We start from the raw sequence: 15,029 nt of genomic DNA on the forward strand, positions 1-15,029 counted from the left end.
GCGCGAACGACCGGCGGTGACGCCGTACGGGCGGCCGGCTCGTGACGAAGGTCCCATCCCCGGTGACGTCCGCCTCCGGCCAGCGCTGCACTTCCAGCATGTCCGTCGGCCGTCTCGGGGACCGGGATTCCACCGGTGGCTACCGTTGTATGCGGGCTTCTACAGAAGGTGGAGCTAACCTCGCTGACGCCGTCGCGGCCGAGCCTGGAGGACGTCTACCTCGACCTCACCCAGGAAACCGGTGAACGGCCCGGCCCGCAGCCGGCGGACGGGCGGGGACCGGCCACCGGTGATGAAGCCGTACCTGGGAGGCCGCCATGAACATCGGAGCCGTGGACATCCGGCTGGTCGACCTGCGCGACCACGGCTGGCTCAAGCGTATGCACGGCACCCCGGTATCGGCCTGGGCGGTGACGGTTCTGCTGCTGGTGCTCATCTCGCTGGTCTTCGGCGAGGTGCAGGTGGAGGGGGTGCGGCTGCCGGTGTTCATGCTGGCCGCGATGATCGCCTACACGGTCGGGGTGTCGGCCTACGTCGACCTCGCCGAGGCCGTCACCGGCGACCGGGAGCGGGGCGTGCTCAAGCGGCTGACCGGCACGCCGTTGCCGAGCTGGGCTTACTACGCGGGCTGGATCGCCTGTGCGCTGTGGGCCACGCTGGCCACCGCCGTCGTGCTGGCGTTGGTCGCGGCGTTCGGTTACGGCGTCCGGATCGGGTTTGCGGCGATCCCCGCGATCCTGGTGACGGTGCTGCTCGGGTGGTGTGCTTCGCCGTGCTGGGCGCTCTGGTGGCGACGCTGGTCCCCAGGGCTCCGGCCGCGAACGCGATCACCCTGGGCACCTTCCCGCCGCTGGCCTTCGTCTCGGACGTGTTCGCCGTCGGCGGGCCGCTGCCCGCCGTACGGGTGCTACCGGCCCGTCCAGGCCGTGGTGTCGTCCTCGTTCCAGTGGATCTCGTCGACGACGTCGACCACGCCGTTGACCCGCAGTGCCATGCGCGCGGCGATTTCCGCCTCGCTGCGCCGGTCCATGCGTCCGGTCAGCGTCACCACGCCCCGGTGCACGGCGACCTTCACCCGGGAGGTGTCGACCCACAAGGAGTGGTCCAGAACGTCTTTCTCGATCTCCTTGGTGATGGCCGCATCCGACCGGAGGAAGACCTTGAGCAGATCCTGGCGGCTGACGACGCCCTCCAGCGTCCCGTGCTCGTCGACGACCGGCAGGCGCTTGACGCCGTGCTCGTCCATCAGCCGCATCGCGTACACGATTGCGGACTGGGGGCGGATGGTCACGGCGGGGGAGGTCATCAGCTCGGCCGCGGTCTCCCCGCGTGCCTTGTCCCTGCCCCGACCCCTCTCCAGGGCAAGCCGGTGACGCAACCGGGCGCGCAGCGGCTGCCGGTAGCGCTCCCGGTAGAACTGCTCCTTGAACTCCTCCTTGTGCAGAAGATCCGCCTCGGAGACGACGCCGATGACATGGTCGCCGGCGTCGACGACGGGGACCGCGCTGATGCCGTGGGCGATGAGCACCTCGGCGACATCCTTGAACGGCGTGGCTCCGTTGACGGACGCCACCTTGTGGGTCATGACCTCGCTGACCTTGACGCGCATCGTGTCCTCCTTGAGGGGCGGGGGTCTTCTCATTCCACTGCGCTCGCGGTCGCGCGGGCAGAGCCGGAAGTCCTCCAGCGCCGGGACATCGCGCCGCTCCAGAGGGTCCTTGGTCCCTACGGCGACCGGTCGCGGCGTCGGACGGTGAGATCGGAGCCCGGCCTCGGGAGGAAGCACGAGGCTATCCGGCCGGCCGGTGGGGATGACCGCGCGCATGGCCGCGGAGCGGTAACCGGCGGCCGGGGGCGGCCGGTATCTGCGACGTCCGCGGCAGGCCACCGGCCTGCCGCGGACGTCGCGAGACGGCTTGTGGCGTGGCGGGGTCGCGGACGCTTCTCGCGCGCCGTGACCGGCAGCAGATCGACAGGGTCATCCGGTGCGAGCCAGGCGTTCAGCCCGCTCTTTCATCCCCAGCAGCATCTTGCGTTCCATGATGAGGCTGCCCGGCTCCATGATCAGCAGGTTGACCAGCCGCCCGAGCGGACCGGCGTCCGGAGCGGCGATCCGGTTGCGGCTGATGAGCCTGGTCGTCTCACCGTCGGAGCGGAGTACGAAGGCCCACACCCAGTTACCGTCCTCCGATCGGAACACCAGCGCCTGTTCCGGCTCCATGATCTCCGCGCGCATTCGCGGGCCGGTCGTTCCCAAAGGAAGGACATCGCCGGTCTTGAGGTTCTGGAACTGCGGCAGGATCTCGTTGGCGCTGTGCATGTCCAGGCTGAAGAGGTTCTCGATCCAGTCGTAGGTGTAGGCGCCGCCGCGACCGCTGCCCATCTGCACCAGCCACGGCCAGACCGCGCCGGGTGGTGCGTCGATGGCGACGGCGCGGGTGGCGACCAGTCCGGGATCCGGCAGCAGTTCGTCTCCGGGCAGCGCGCTTTCCGCCTCCTCGGCGGTGGCACCCCAGGTCAGGCACCATCTGCGCAGCAGCAGCGGGTAGGCCGCCGCAGCGATGCCGGCGATCAGCAGCCCGGTCCGGACGGAGGACTTCGGGGCTCTGTCCATCATGGTCTCCTCGGGTTCGTCTTCGGCGCCATGTCCGCGGTGGCGCCCCTCTCCAGGGGGTGAAAGACCCGGAGAACCGGCCGCAGGGCCGCCGGTGTCGGCTTCGAGGCCTCTGCGGGATCATGGCGAAGCGGTACGGCCGGCGGCTGCCGGCCGTACTCGACAGGGGGCGCGGTCACATCTCGAAGACCAGGCGGGCCGGGACGGTGCTGTCGAGGACCTCGCCGAACGCCTCGTTGATCTCGTCGAGCTTGCGGGTCTCGTAGATCACCCTGGTCCGCCCCGAGGCGTGCAGCCGGAAGACCTCGGCCAGGTCGCCGCGGGTGCCGACGATGGAGCCGATCACGCTGATACCGCCCAGCACGGTCTCGAAGATCGGCAGGCTCATCGCGTTGTCCTTGGGCAGGGAGACCAGCACCAGCCGGCCGCCGCGCCGCAGGCAGGCGTGGGCCTGCTCCAGCACGCGCGGGCTGGCGGCCAGCACGATCGCCACGTCGGCCCCGCCGAGGGCCTGGATCTCGGCGACCGGGTCGCCGGTGGCGGCGTTGACGGTGTGAGCGGCGCCCAGTTCCTCGGCCAGGCGGAGCTTGTCGGCGGTGATGTCGACGGCGACGGTCTCAGCGCCGAAGATCTGCGCGTACTGCTGGGCCAGATGGCCCAGTCCGCCAATGCCGAAGATCGCGGCGCGCTCGGCCGGGCGCAGCCCGGAGACCTTGACGGCCTTGTAGGTGGTCACGCCCGCGCAGGTCAGCGGGGCGGCCTCGGCGGGGGAGACACCGTCGGGGACTCCGACGACGTAGTCGGCGTGGGCGACGGCGTACTCGGCGTGGCCGCCGTTGAGGGCGTAGCCGGTGTTCTGCTGGGACTCGCACAGGGTCTCGCGGCCGCCGACGCAGTACTCGCAGGTGCCGCAGGCATACCCCAGCCACGGAATGGCCACGCGCTCGCCGACGGCGCGGCCGGTGACGGCCGAGCCGACCTTCTCGATGACGCCGACACCCTCGTGGCCGGGAGTGAAGGGCAGCGCCGGCTTGACGGGCCAGTCGCCGTGGGCGGCGTGGATGTCGGTGTGGCACAGGCCGCTGGCCTCGATGCGGACAAGAACCTGGTGGGCCTCCGGCTCGGGGACGGGGATCTCCCGGATCTCCAGGGGTTGATCGAACGCGGTGACGACGGCGGCACGCATGTTCATGGTCGTGGATCTCCTTTGTTCTGCTTGGATCTCGTCTCCGAGCCTCCACCCCGGCGACCGGGTGAGGCAGAGCCGAAGGTCCTGGCGCGGTGCGGTCGTCGGTCACGGCCGTGCGGGGTGAGAGGCCGCGATCGATCCGTTGGCGGATCGGGCTTTCCCGCTGCGGGCCGGGGGGACGAAAGTCCTGCCGGGAGGTGTCCTTCGATCCGGGTCCCGTCGTCTCCTCCGTTGATCTACTGGGCACATGGAAGACGTCGATGTGCATGCTTCGCCTGGGCTCTCGCGGGAGGCCGCCGCGCGGCTGCTGACCGAGCACGGGCCCAACGCGCTGCCGCAGCCCCAGCCGCCCACCCTGATCGCCCGCGCGGTCCGCCAGCTCGCCGATCCACTGTCGGTCCTGCTGCTCATCGCGGGTCTGGTCACTCTCGGGGTGCTGCGCGAGGTCCCCGAGGGCGCGGCAATCGTCGCCATCCTGCTCGTCAACGTCGTCATCGGGGTCAGCCAGGAGACCAAGGCCGACCAAGCGGTCCGCGCGCTGGGCACGCTCACCGCGCCGATGGCCAAGGTACGCCGTGACGGTGTGCTGCAGCGCATCCCCGCCGCCGAGGTCGTGCCCGGAGACGTCGTCGAGGTCGCCGCCGGGGACCGCGTCCCCGCCGACGCCCGCGTCCTGACCGCCGGCGCCCTGGCAGCCGACGAGGCCATGCTCACCGGAGAGTCCCTGTCGGCGAACAAACACCCCACCGAGCCCGCCGAGGACGGCACCCCGCTCGGCGACCGGAAAGGAGAACTGTTCTCCGGCACCCTGATCGTGCGCGGCTCGGGGACCGCGCTGGTGCAGCGCACCGGCGCCGACACGCAGATGGGCCGCATCGCCACCGCGCTGGAAGGCGGCGGCAAGGGACCCCTGGAACGGGAACTCGCCCAGGCCTCCCGGCGCATCGGCGTCCTGGCCTTGGCCGCGGGCACCGTGATGGTGCTGATCGGCCTGACTCGCGTCGGCCAGGGGCAGGCCGCGCTACTGGACATCATCCTGGCCGGGGTGGCCCTGGCCATCGCCGCGGTCCCCGAGAGCCTGGCCGCGGCGGTGACCACCGCCATGGCCCTGGGTTCGCAACGCATGGCCAGGCTCGGCGTCATCGTCCGCAAGCTCTCGGCGATCGAGGCGCTGGGGGCGACCACCGTCATCGCCACCGACAAGACCGGCACCCTGACCACCGGGCGCCTGGCCGTCGCCGACCAGGTGGCCGTTCCTGCCGTCGCCGACCGGGCCGTGCCCGCCGCCGAGCTGTGGCGGGCGGCGCTGCGCTGCAACGACGCCCGCGACGGCCTCGGCGACGCCGTGGACGTGGCCCTGGCGGCCGCCGCCACCGCCCACGGGGTACGGCTGCCGCCCGGCGAGAGGCGGCTGGCCGAGCGCCCCTTCGACGCCGAGACCCGGTCCATGACCGTGATCACCGCCACCGGCGGCGGCCCGCTGCTGACCGTCAAGGGCGCCCCCGAGGTGGTCCTCGCCCGCTGCACGCCCGGCCCGGAGGTGGACCGGCTGGCGGCAGCCGTACCCGAGCTGGCCCGCCGGGGCCTGCGGGTGCTCGCCCTGGCCACCGGGGCGGTGAGCCTGGCCGCCGACCCTCCGGGCTCTGCCACCACCGGTTCCGGTGCCGCCGACGCAGGCACGGACGACCTCGACGCCACCGGGCTGATCCCGGCCGGGCTGGTCGCCCTCAGCGACGAGATCCGCCCCTCGGCCCGCCAGGCGGTCGCCGACTGCCGCGCCGCGGGCATCCGCGTCGTCATGGTCACCGGTGACCACGCCGACACCGCCCGCGCCGTCGCCGCCGACGTCGGTATCGAACCCGACCCGGTCGTCACCGGCGCGTCCCTGGACGGCGCGGACCGCGCCGCGCTGCTGCGTGAGGCCGGGGTACTGGCCCGCGTCGATCCGGCGACCAAACTCGACCTGGTACGCGCGTTGCGCGAGCACGGCGAGATCGTCACCATGACCGGTGACGGCGTCAACGACGCGCCCGCGCTGCGCCACGCCGACGTCGGCGTGGCCATGGCCGGCGACGAAGGCACCGACGTGGCCCGCGAGGCCGCCGCCGTCGTCGTCACCAACGGCGAGCTGGGCACCATCGTCACCGGCATCCGCGAAGGCCGCCGGCTGCACCACAACGTCGCCTCGATGATCGGCTACCTGCTCACCGGGAACCTCGCCGAGATCTTCCTGGTGCTGACCGGCCTGCTGCTCTGGCCCGACCTGGTCGTCCCGCTGCTCCCGGTCCACCTGCTCTGGATCAACCTGGTCCTGGACGGTATCCCCGCGATCGCCCTGGGCCTCGACCGGCCAGCCGGGGACCCGCTCGCGCTGCGCCCCCGCCGCGACGGGCTGCTGTCACGGCCCGCCGTCACCCGTATCGCGGCGCGGGCCCTGATCATCGGCGCACTCGTCTTCGCCGCCGTCGAGGCCGCGCGCCACCTGGGTTGGAGTGACGAGCAGGTGCGCACCCAGGCCGTGCTGGCCCTGGTCTTCGCCCGGCTCACCCTGGCCTACGTCACCCGTGCCCGCCGCTGGACGTTCGAGCACGGCTGGTGGCGCGGGCGCGCGGTGCTGACCGCGGTCGCCGCCACCGGAGCGCTGCAGGTGCTGGTGACGCTGGTGCCCGCGCTCGGCGCGCTGCTGGCCCTGACGACGCTGCCGCCGCTCGGCTGGGCCATGGCGCTGGCCGCGGGCCTGGCCACCCCGTTCCTGTGCGACCTGCTGCGCATCGCCCGTCCCCGCCGGCCGCAGGCCCGCGCGTAACGGTCCCGCACGGGCCGTACGGTCCTCTGCGGAGTCCCGGGCGCAGCACACCCCCGCGCCCGGGGATCATCCGGTGATCCTGCCCGCTCGCGCGCCGGGCCCTTGGTCCCTCCCGCAGTGGTCGTAGGCCCCTTCACCCGCGTACCGGTGAACGAGATGCTCAAGACGACCGGCAGGGGCGGGGACCGCCCCCGATCCCCGCCCCTGCCGAGCGTCCATGGAGAAGGAGATGATCCTGATGCGCGCGCTCGTGGTCTTCGAATCGATGTTCGGCAACACCCAGGCGATCGCCGAGGCCGTCGCCGACGGCCTGGCCACCCGGATGGACGTGGACCTGGTTGAGGTCGGTGACGCGCCGGAGGCCGTCCCCGGCGATGTGGACCTGCTCGTCGTCGGCGCACCCACCCACGCCTTCGGCATGAGCCGGCCCGCCACCCGGCAGTCGGCCGCCCAGCACGCTCCCGCCGGCCTGGTGTCCAAGGGGCGGGGGCTGCGCGAATGGCTCGCCGCTCTGGACGATCATGTACCGGCCGTGGCCGCCGCGGCGTTCGACACCCGGGTCAAGAACCCCTGGGTTCCCGGATCGGCCCGGCACGGCGCCGACAAACGCTTGCGCAGGAAGGGGTTCGCGATCCTGTCCGGCTCGCAGAGCTTCTACGTCTCCGGCACTCCCGGCCCTCTCCTGGAGGGGGAGACCGACCGGGCACGCTACTGGGGTACGGCGCTGGCCACGGCACGGCAGGCCGAAGCCCACCGGATCACGTAGGAATCCACCCGGCGTCATGCCCGAGAGGGCCGGGTATCGGCAGAGGCCCGGCGCCCGGCCGAAGTGAACGCGCCGATCACCGCTGGGGCGACCCGTCGGCCTTCGCCGGATGTCTGGTCGACGTCGCTGACGCGCTCCGGCCGTGGCAGCAGCTCTCCCCGTTCCACCAGGCGCTCCAGAACGGCCCATCGGGCGCGGGACTGCCAGGCTCCTCCCGCGTCCGGCTCGCCGGGCGTCACGGTGCTGCTCACCACCACCGGGAACGAGCGGGAGGACCGGCTGGCCGCCGGGCAAGGCCTGCAGCGGGCGGTGCGTCAGGTGGGTCGTCCGGTTCATCCTCCGGCGGTCTGAGACCGCAGGAGGCGATGACGGCCGTACGACTTCCTCCGTTTCGGGTTCCGGTGTCCGGCCGGGTCCGGGCGCAGGTAGGCCCCTCTGGTCAGGAGCGGGGCTCGGGCTCATGCATCAGCGTCTCGACCAGGTCCGTGAGGTGGGCAAGGCGGATCTCCAGGTCGTGGATGCGGGCTTCGAGGCCTACCGTGGACGGGGGCTGGTAGGTCATGGCGATCTGGCGGGCCATCGTCGCTCCTTTGCTCAGGTCCGGGATGCGCCGGGACGCGGGTGACCGTGTCCGGTTCGATCCCGTCGTCACGTACGGACGGATCGTCCATGCCCTCAGTGTCCGTGCCGGCCGGGCCGGAGACCACGGCCGATGGACCCGTGGTCATGGGCCGACCGGCCCTGGTCACCTCCTCCCGGGGACGCTGAGATGGGAGGAAAGCAAGGAAGCGAAGGAGAACGACCATGTCCGATCCCGTGATCGTGGGCACCGATGGTTCGGCCGCCGGTTCCGCCGCCGTGGAATGGGCCGCCGACGACGCGGCGCGCGTGCGCGCTCCGCTGCGCATCGTCTTCGCCCTGGACCGCTCGCCGTACGACATCCCCAGGTTCTCCGTCCGGGAGTGGGGGGACGCCCTGACCCGCAACGCGGAGCGGGTCCTGGCCGAATCCGAGGCCCTCGCCCGAGAGCGCCGACCCGAGATCGAGGTCACCACCCAAATGATCGAGGGCGCGCCTGCCGTGGTCCTGCGCGACCAGGCCGCCGGCGCCACCGAGGTCGTGATCGGCAGCAGGGGGTTGGGCGGGTTCGCCGGAGCCGTGCTCGGCTCGGTGAGCACGCATGTGGCCGGGCACGCCCGCGGGCCGGTGGTCGTCGTCCATGCCGGTCCCCGGACCGCTCACGGAGAGGTCGCCGTCGGCATCGACGACTCCCCGCAGTGCGACCCCGCGCTGGCCTACGCCTTCGAGCAGGCCGCGTTGCGCGGTGCCACGCTGCGGGCCCTTTACGTCTGGCAGGCACCGGTGCACGCCTACGCCCCGGAGGTCGTCTATGACATGGATGAGATCCGCAGGGCTCAGTACCAGGTCGTGGCGGACAAGCTCGCCTCGTGGCGGCAGACGTATCCGCAGGTGAAGGTTATCGGGGACGTCCGGTCCGGACATCCGGTCGAGGTGCTGACCGCGGCGTCGGAAGGAGCGGACCTGGTCGTCGTGGGCTCCCACGGCCGGGGAGCCCTGGGGTCGCTGGCGCTGGGCTCGGTCAGCCGGGGCGTTCTGCACCACGCTCGCGGCACCGTGGCCGTGGTCCGCTCGCCACGCGCCTGAGACCGCAGGTTTCCCGGGCCCGTTCACTCTTTGACGAGCGGGCCCGCGGAGCGGGGTCACCGGTCCTGCCCGGCCTGTCCCGGCGTCTGCCGTTCCTTGCAGGCTTTCAATGGTGAGACCTATGCCACAGTCCGGGTACGGCGCTGCACGTCGGGTTCGGCCCGCAGCAGGAGACGCAGTTCCTGCCGGGCTTCTCGACCGGGTGTGACCGCTTGCCGATCTGCCGGCACCTGAACCGTGGAAGCGGTCCCGAGATAAGGTGATCATGGAACTGCGTCACCCTGACGGTGCTCCGCCCTACGTGGTGCGCTGGGTGGACGACGAGCACGGGGGCCTCGTGTTCCTGGGGCCCGATGCCCGCGTGGTGACGAAGGAAGATAGGGACGCCTCGTTCACGACCTCGTGAACGGCCCGCATGTACGCAGGAGGACTCATGATCGTGGTAGGGGTCGACGGCTCGCAGGCCGGCCTGGAGGCGGTGGGCTGGGCGGTGCGCGAGGCTGGGCTGCGCGGTGCGCGGCTGCGCATCGTGCACGTCATGCCGACCTGGGCGTTCGAGATGCCCGAGGACGTGCCGCACGCTGATGTGGGGCGGTGGATGCGCGACGGTGCCGCCGGCCTGCTGGCCCAGGGGGTGGAGCGGGCTCGCGCCGAGGGCCTGCCGGTGGAGGTGGAGCCGCTGCTGCTGCCGGGCGATCCGCGGCAGGGCTTGATCGAGGCCGCTGGACAGGCGGAGCTGCTGGTGGTCGGCAGTCACGGGCTGGGCGGCTTCCTGGGCATGCTGGTGGGGTCGGTGGCGCTGGGTGTGTGCGGGCACACCGCCTGCCCGGTGGCCGTGGTCCGCGCCGCGCCCGCCGGGCAGGAGCAGCCCGCGGTGGATGGTCCGGTGGTGGTAGGGGTCGACGGCTCACCGGCGGGAGCGGAGGCGCTGGCCTTCGCTTTCGCTGAGGCGTCGGCGCGCGGGGTCGAGCTGCGGGCGGTGCACGCCTGGAGCGGACCCGTCATCGAAGGCGCGCCGCACCTGCTGGAGAGCGCCGAGCGGCGGGAGGGCGACGAGCAGCGGGTGCTGGCCGAGGCGCTGGCCGGCTGGAGCGAGCGTTACCCGGATGTCAAGGTCACCGCGGAGGCGGTCAACGGTCACCCGGTGGACGTGCTCAAGGACGCCTCGGCCGGGGCGGGCCTGCTGGTCGTGGGCTCGCGCGGGCGCGGGGACCTGACCGGCCTGCTGCTGGGTTCGGTCAGTCACTCGCTGCTGCACCATGCGCTCTGCCCTCTGGCGGTCGTCCCGCCCCGGTGACCTCCGGGGCCGGACCCGGTTTCTGCTCGTCGGCTGACCTCTCCGCGCGGACCACGATGTCGAAGGCGCTGCCGAGGCGCACCACACGTTCGCCTCCAGGCTTCGCCCGCGGTCGTCGCGGGATCGAACGTGCCCTGCGTCGGTCTCACCGCAGGTGGCCGGTGCCTCTGCGGGACGGGCAGGAACTCGTCATCGATGTCCGGCCGACTGCCGGCCCTCTCACGCTGCGCGGGGCGGGGCCCGTGCGCGCTCAGCAGCGGCACGCCTCTGATCATCGCGGGGCGCCACCCGTTGGGTCCACATCGGCCGACGAGGCTGTGGCGATCTGCGACCCCGACCAACTGGTGCCGATATGCGCCGAGGCCGCGGCTTTGACCGGTCCTGCGATGCACCGGGCCGTCGTCGAGACCGTCACGCCGATCACGGGCCGCGAAGTTTCCGGCCCGAGGCACGGCTGGCCGAGGTGGACGGCGTCCTGCACGTGGGCGTCTGTCGCGATGAGCCCACCGCGATCCTGGTCGAGGAGCTACGCCGGGCCGCCTGGCTTGCCCCCGGTCATCACACGGGAGGGTCGAGGGCGTGGCCCATGTCGTTTTACAGGTGCGAACGGCTGAAGACAGCGGGGATGCGGACCACGCCCCCGATGGCCGGACGGCCCGGTCGGAGGGGCAGGAGGTCCTCCGTCCGCAGGACGTTCCGCCCTGCCCGGGGATAGCGCCTACGCCGGACGATGAGGGTATGGACGAGCTTCGCTGGGGCGGCCCGCATCCGGGCATCACCCCGGCAGCCCGCTCCCGGAGGATCGGCGCCAGGTCGTGGCCGTTTTCGGCCGCGTGAAGTTGAGAGGAGAGCGCCATGTCGATCGAGGTGAAGGATGTGATGGGCCGGGTGGCGATCGCGGTGCGACTGGATGCTCCCTTCACGGAGATTCTCGCGGCGATGAAGCGCTTCGCGGTCGGCGCGGTAGCGGTGCTCGATGCCGACCGGCGTCCGGTGGGCGTGGTGTCGGAAGACGACCTCCTGCTCAAGGAGGTCGATGAGGTACGCCACGGCGCCACGATCTTCAAGGGGGAGAGGCGCCGGCAGGAGCAGCGCAAGGCCGCGGGCGTCACCGCCGCCGAGCTGATGACCAGCCCGGCGATCACGGTGACCCCGGGCACGCCGGTCCGCGAGGCGGCCCGGCTGATGCACGAGCGGCGGATCAAGCAACTACCGGTGATCGATCCGGTCACCGGCCGGATCGTCGGCACGGTGCACCAGCGGGATCTGCTGCGGGTCTTCACCCGTCCGGCGGAGGAACTGCGCGCGGAGATCGAGACGGTCGTACGCGGTGCGGCCGGGCTCGATCCCTCGACGGCGTCGATCGGAGTGCGGGACGGGGTGGTGACGGTCGGCGGCGTCGTCGAGCACAAGTCCCAGATCACCCGGCTGCTGGAGGGGGTCGGCCGAGTGGAGGGCGTCGTCGGCGTCACCTCCGAGCTGACCTGCGCGCACACCGTCGGCGTCGTCGTCGCCCCGCCTCTCTACTAGGAGCTCTGGTTCCTGCCGCGGTGGCCGTCCGCGCCGAAGACCGGGCGAACCGATGGAGACCGCCGTTCGGTGTCCGACATGGAGATGAGCGGCTCCGACGCACTGCGGCCCGGATCCGGTGTCCGCCCCCTGGTAGGGGAGGTGGGCACCGGAGTGTTTCTAGTGCGAAACTTCCGATATGACGGATAAGGAGTCGCACTCCCTGGCCCCGGGTATGCGGCTGGACGAGTTGCTGTCGGAGCTGCAGACCCGCCTGAGCGCGGTGCTGGCCACCCGCGACCGGGTGCACGCGCTGCTGGAAGCGGTCGTCTCCGTCGGCAGCGATCTCGACCTGGAGACGGTGCTGCGGCGGATCGTGGAGACCGCCACCACCCTGGTGGACGCCTCTTACGGCGCGTTGGGCGTGGTGGGCGAGGACCGCACGCTGATGCAGTTCGTTCCCGTCGGCCTGAGCGAGGAGGAGATCGCGGCGATCGAGCACTGGCCGCACGGGCTGGGCCTGCTCGGACTGCTGATCAAGGAGCCGCAGACGTTGCGGCTGTCGCGCATCTCCGACCATCCGGAGTCCTACGGCTTCCCCCCTGGGCACCCGCCGATGGGCTCGTTCCTGGGCGTGCCGGTGCGGGTACGCGAGGAGATCTTCGGCAACCTCTACCTCACCGAGAAACGCGGCGGTGAGGAGTTCGACGAAGAGGACGAGGCGATCGTGGTGGCGCTGGCCACCGCCGCCGGCGTCGCGATCGAGAACGCCCGCCTGTACGAGGAGACCCGGCGCCGCGAGACCTGGCTGCAAGCCTCGGCGGAGGTCACCACCAGCCTGCTGTCGGGAGCCGGACCTGACGAGGTGCTCACCCTCATCGCCCGCCAGGCCCGGCAGATGACCGACGCCGACCTGGCCCAGATCCTGCTGCCCGATGAGGGCGGCCAGACGTTGCGCGTAGAGATCGCCGAAGGCCCTGGAGCGGATCCGCTCCAGGAGACGGCTTTCCCCATCGAGGAGTCGGCGGCGGGGGCGGTCTTCTCCCGAGGTGAGCCGTCGATCTACGGGAACCTGCAGGACCTGCCCTATCCGCGGTCCCCGCTGCGCGCGTCCGGGTTCGGTCCCGGGCTGCTGGTGCCGCTGGGGGCCGCCCAGACGGTGAGCGGGGTGCTGGTACTGGCCAAGAAGCCCGGTCGTACTCCGTTCACCCAGGCCGACCTGCGCATGCTGGCGGCGTTCGCCGGGCAGGCCGCGATCGCGCTGGAGCTGGCCGAGGCCCGTAAGGACGCCGAGCGACTGGGACTGCTGGAAGACCGCGACCGCATCGCCAAGGACCTGCACGACGTGGTCATCCAGCGGTTGTTCGCGGTGGCGATGACGCTGATGAGCACCGTGCGGCTGGTGGAGCGGCCCGAGGCGTCCAGCCGGCTCCAGCACGCGATCAACGAGCTGGATGAGACGATCCGGCAGGTCCGCTCCACCATCTTCGCCCTGCAGACGTCCGGCCATGACGCCGCGCCCGGCCTGCGTGCGCAGATCGTCGACCTGGTGGAGGGTGCACGCGGGCATCTGGGCTTCATGCCGGGCCTGCGGATGGAGGGCAGCCTCGACAACCAGGTGCCCGCGGAGATCGCCGAGCATCTGCTCGCGGTGCTGCGCGAGGCGCTGTCCAACATCGTGCGCCATGCCAAGGCCACCAAGGCCGATGTATCGGTCGAAGCGGCCGATGAACGGCTGACGCTGGTCGTGCGGGACAACGGTGTCGGCCTGCCGCCGGACGGCAGGCGCAGCGGCCTGCGCAATCTCGCCGAACGAGCCGAACTGCTGGGCGGCTCATTCGAGATCACTGCAGGTCAGGCGGGAGGAACCGGGCTTCGCTGGAGCATCCCGCTGTGATCTGGCGGGTCCTTGACCTTCATGGGGCATGGTCTCCGTGGGGTTCGCGGCAGAGCGGGCGGTGGGCCGACGCGGTGATGCCCGAGACCTTGAGGCGACCCGCGACCCGCCGCGCGGCCCCAGCGTTCCGTGCTGCGCGAATATGACGCGGGCGGCCCGGAACCCCGATGCTCCGTGGAGCGGGAAACCGTGCGGAGAACCACCGCCCACCGGCCGCGTGAAGCACCGCCGGTCGTTCGAACGGGTCACCGCCGGTGATGAGCAGGCCTGTTCGAGAGCGCCTACGGCGGACGGCTCTGCGGGTGGTTCAGTGATCGTCGAAGAGAAGACCTCCTGCTCTGTGGCACGGTCGGCGGGCAACTACGATCTTGCCGTCGTTCCTGCGACCCCGCACGGTCACCAGGACCACCGCGTCGAACAGCGGGGCGCGCAGAGGCCGAAAGACCCTGCCGCGGGAGACTTCCGGCCTCTGCGCGGGGTCCCGGTGGATGATGGGATGGCAGGCAGAGCGAACGCCGGAGGGAGAGGTGGCCATGCTGGTCCGCGAGGTCATGACCGATCAGGTCGTCACGGTCCGCCGTACCGATCCGGTACGACAGGCCGTCCGGGTGCTGCACGCGGCCGATGTCACTGCCGCGCCCGTCCTGGAGACCGACGGGCGCCTGGTGGGCATCGTCAGTGAGATGGACCTGCTGCGTGGGGAGTTCCAGCGCGACCCCCGGGCCAGCGCCCGCGCCCTGCTGGGGTACGGCGAGCCTGTGCCGTTCCTGGTCGAGGAGGTCATGACCGCCGATCCGGTGACGGTGACCCCGGCCACCGACGCGGTGGAGCTGGTCGACCTCATGGTCGATAGAAGGGTCAAGAGCGTGCCGGTGCTCGAGCACGGCCGCCTTGTCGGCATCGTCAGCCGCCGCGACCTGCTTGCCGTATTGGCCCGCTCCGACGACGACCTGCGCGCCGACGTGCTCGCCGCGCTGCACGAGCACTACCCTTGCGGACCCTCCTGGGAGGTCTCCGTCCACGACGGTGTGGCGGAGCTGCACGGCCACTGCGGCGAGCACGCCGACCGGATCGCCGACCTACTGGCCCGCACCGTCCCCGGCGTCGTCCGGGTCAAGCACTCGGCGGGTTAGAGCCCCCGTCCCTGAAAAGTCCGAACCCGACCCGGCTTTCCGTCCTCCTGGGAGAAATCCATGAGCGAACACACCACGACCTCCGGCGACCTCGGCCGCCGGATCCGGCACCGCTCGTGATCCTGCGGCCCCTGCTCCCCAGGCACGGGCGGT

Annotated in this window: 12 protein-coding genes and 1 pseudogene; 9 read left to right on the forward strand and 4 right to left on the reverse strand. The window is 71.7% G+C overall.

Annotated features, from left to right (window positions below; genetic code table 11):
* Positions 1 to 380: 380 nt before the first annotated feature.
* Positions 381 to 755: pseudogene (locus tag IEZ07_RS36415) on the forward strand (ABC transporter permease); the annotation flags it as partial.
* Positions 756 to 907: 152 nt separating this feature from the next.
* Here the strand turns inward: IEZ07_RS36415 and IEZ07_RS34655 are convergent.
* The 3 genes from IEZ07_RS34655 to IEZ07_RS34665 form a co-directional block, all read right to left on the reverse strand.
* Complete coding sequence (locus tag IEZ07_RS34655) at positions 908 to 1,609, reverse strand: CBS domain-containing protein (RefSeq protein ID WP_191898668.1); 702 nt, start codon at positions 1,607 to 1,609, stop codon at positions 908 to 910.
* 369 nt (positions 1,610 to 1,978) lie between these two features.
* Positions 1,979 to 2,614: an SRPBCC family protein gene (locus IEZ07_RS34660; RefSeq protein WP_191898669.1), complete on the reverse strand. Its 636-nt coding sequence runs from the start codon at positions 2,612 to 2,614 to the stop codon at positions 1,979 to 1,981.
* Between the two features lie 175 nt (positions 2,615 to 2,789).
* Positions 2,790 to 3,806, reverse strand: coding sequence for a zinc-dependent alcohol dehydrogenase (locus IEZ07_RS34665; RefSeq protein ID WP_231647549.1), 1,017 nt, complete (start codon positions 3,804 to 3,806; stop codon positions 2,790 to 2,792).
* A gap of 244 nt (positions 3,807 to 4,050) precedes the next feature.
* On the opposite strand from IEZ07_RS34665, the gene IEZ07_RS34670 reads away from it, so the two are divergent.
* Both IEZ07_RS34670 and IEZ07_RS34675 read left to right on the forward strand, forming a co-directional pair.
* Complete coding sequence (locus IEZ07_RS34670) at positions 4,051 to 6,609, forward strand: cation-translocating P-type ATPase (RefSeq protein WP_191898670.1); 2,559 nt, start codon at positions 4,051 to 4,053, stop codon at positions 6,607 to 6,609.
* A 229-nt stretch (positions 6,610 to 6,838) separates the two neighbouring features.
* The gene (locus IEZ07_RS34675) at positions 6,839 to 7,375 is read left to right on the forward strand and encodes a flavodoxin family protein (protein WP_239321300.1); all 537 of its coding nucleotides are present in this window, start codon (positions 6,839 to 6,841) and stop codon (positions 7,373 to 7,375) included.
* 439 nt (positions 7,376 to 7,814) lie between these two features.
* Here IEZ07_RS34675 and IEZ07_RS34680 read toward each other — a convergent pair whose 3' ends face one another.
* Entirely contained in the window at positions 7,815 to 7,955 is a 141-nt protein-coding gene (locus IEZ07_RS34680) for a hypothetical protein (protein WP_189235901.1), read from the reverse strand.
* Positions 7,956 to 8,179: 224 nt separating this feature from the next.
* On the opposite strand from IEZ07_RS34680, the gene IEZ07_RS34685 reads away from it, so the two are divergent.
* From IEZ07_RS34685 to IEZ07_RS34710, 6 genes are all read left to right on the forward strand, one after another.
* Positions 8,180 to 9,040 carry a universal stress protein gene (locus IEZ07_RS34685; RefSeq protein WP_191898671.1) on the forward strand — a complete coding sequence of 287 codons (861 nt, stop codon included), beginning with the start codon at positions 8,180 to 8,182 and terminating at the stop codon, positions 9,038 to 9,040.
* A gap of 220 nt (positions 9,041 to 9,260) precedes the next feature.
* Positions 9,261 to 9,446, forward strand: a complete 186-nt coding sequence (locus IEZ07_RS34690) for a DUF1918 domain-containing protein (protein WP_275413888.1) — start codon at positions 9,261 to 9,263, stop codon at positions 9,444 to 9,446.
* Between the two features lie 27 nt (positions 9,447 to 9,473).
* The gene (locus tag IEZ07_RS34695; RefSeq protein ID WP_191898673.1) at positions 9,474 to 10,337 is read left to right on the forward strand and encodes a universal stress protein; all 864 of its coding nucleotides are present in this window, start codon (positions 9,474 to 9,476) and stop codon (positions 10,335 to 10,337) included.
* Positions 10,338 to 11,192: 855 nt separating this feature from the next.
* Positions 11,193 to 11,867, forward strand: coding sequence for a CBS domain-containing protein (locus IEZ07_RS34700; RefSeq protein ID WP_191898674.1), 675 nt, complete (start codon positions 11,193 to 11,195; stop codon positions 11,865 to 11,867).
* 178 nt (positions 11,868 to 12,045) lie between these two features.
* On the forward strand, positions 12,046 to 13,743 hold the full coding sequence (locus tag IEZ07_RS34705; protein ID WP_191898675.1) for a sensor histidine kinase: 1,698 nt from the start codon (positions 12,046 to 12,048) through the stop codon (positions 13,741 to 13,743).
* Between the two features lie 533 nt (positions 13,744 to 14,276).
* Positions 14,277 to 14,876, forward strand: coding sequence for a CBS domain-containing protein (locus IEZ07_RS34710; protein ID WP_239321303.1), 600 nt, complete (start codon positions 14,277 to 14,279; stop codon positions 14,874 to 14,876).
* Positions 14,877 to 15,029: the final 153 nt, after the last annotated feature.

The sequence above is a fragment of the Planomonospora parontospora genome (assembly GCA_014647935.1).
Taxonomy (GTDB): domain Bacteria; phylum Actinomycetota; class Actinomycetes; order Streptosporangiales; family Streptosporangiaceae; genus Planomonospora; species Planomonospora parontospora.

Excerpts from the sequence above, each read along its gene's own strand:
- IEZ07_RS34655 (WP_191898668.1), bottom strand. The coding sequence starts at position 1,609 with ATGCGCGTCAAGGTCAGCGAGGTCATGACCCACAAGGTGGCGTCCGTC.
- IEZ07_RS34660 (WP_191898669.1), bottom strand. The coding sequence starts at position 2,614 with ATGGACAGAGCCCCGAAGTCCTCCGTCCGGACCGGGCTGCTGATCGCC.
- IEZ07_RS34665 (WP_231647549.1), bottom strand. The coding sequence starts at position 3,806 with ATGAACATGCGTGCCGCCGTCGTCACCGCGTTCGATCAACCCCTGGAG.
- IEZ07_RS34670 (WP_191898670.1), top strand. The coding sequence starts at position 4,051 with ATGGAAGACGTCGATGTGCATGCTTCGCCTGGGCTCTCGCGGGAGGCC.
- IEZ07_RS34675 (WP_239321300.1), top strand. The coding sequence starts at position 6,839 with ATGATCCTGATGCGCGCGCTCGTGGTCTTCGAATCGATGTTCGGCAAC.
- IEZ07_RS34680 (WP_189235901.1), bottom strand. The coding sequence starts at position 7,955 with ATGGCCCGCCAGATCGCCATGACCTACCAGCCCCCGTCCACGGTAGGC.
- IEZ07_RS34685 (WP_191898671.1), top strand. The coding sequence starts at position 8,180 with ATGTCCGATCCCGTGATCGTGGGCACCGATGGTTCGGCCGCCGGTTCC.
- IEZ07_RS34695 (WP_191898673.1), top strand. The coding sequence starts at position 9,474 with ATGATCGTGGTAGGGGTCGACGGCTCGCAGGCCGGCCTGGAGGCGGTG.
- IEZ07_RS34700 (WP_191898674.1), top strand. The coding sequence starts at position 11,193 with ATGTCGATCGAGGTGAAGGATGTGATGGGCCGGGTGGCGATCGCGGTG.
- IEZ07_RS34705 (WP_191898675.1), top strand. The coding sequence starts at position 12,046 with ATGACGGATAAGGAGTCGCACTCCCTGGCCCCGGGTATGCGGCTGGAC.
- IEZ07_RS34710 (WP_239321303.1), top strand. The coding sequence starts at position 14,277 with ATGCTGGTCCGCGAGGTCATGACCGATCAGGTCGTCACGGTCCGCCGT.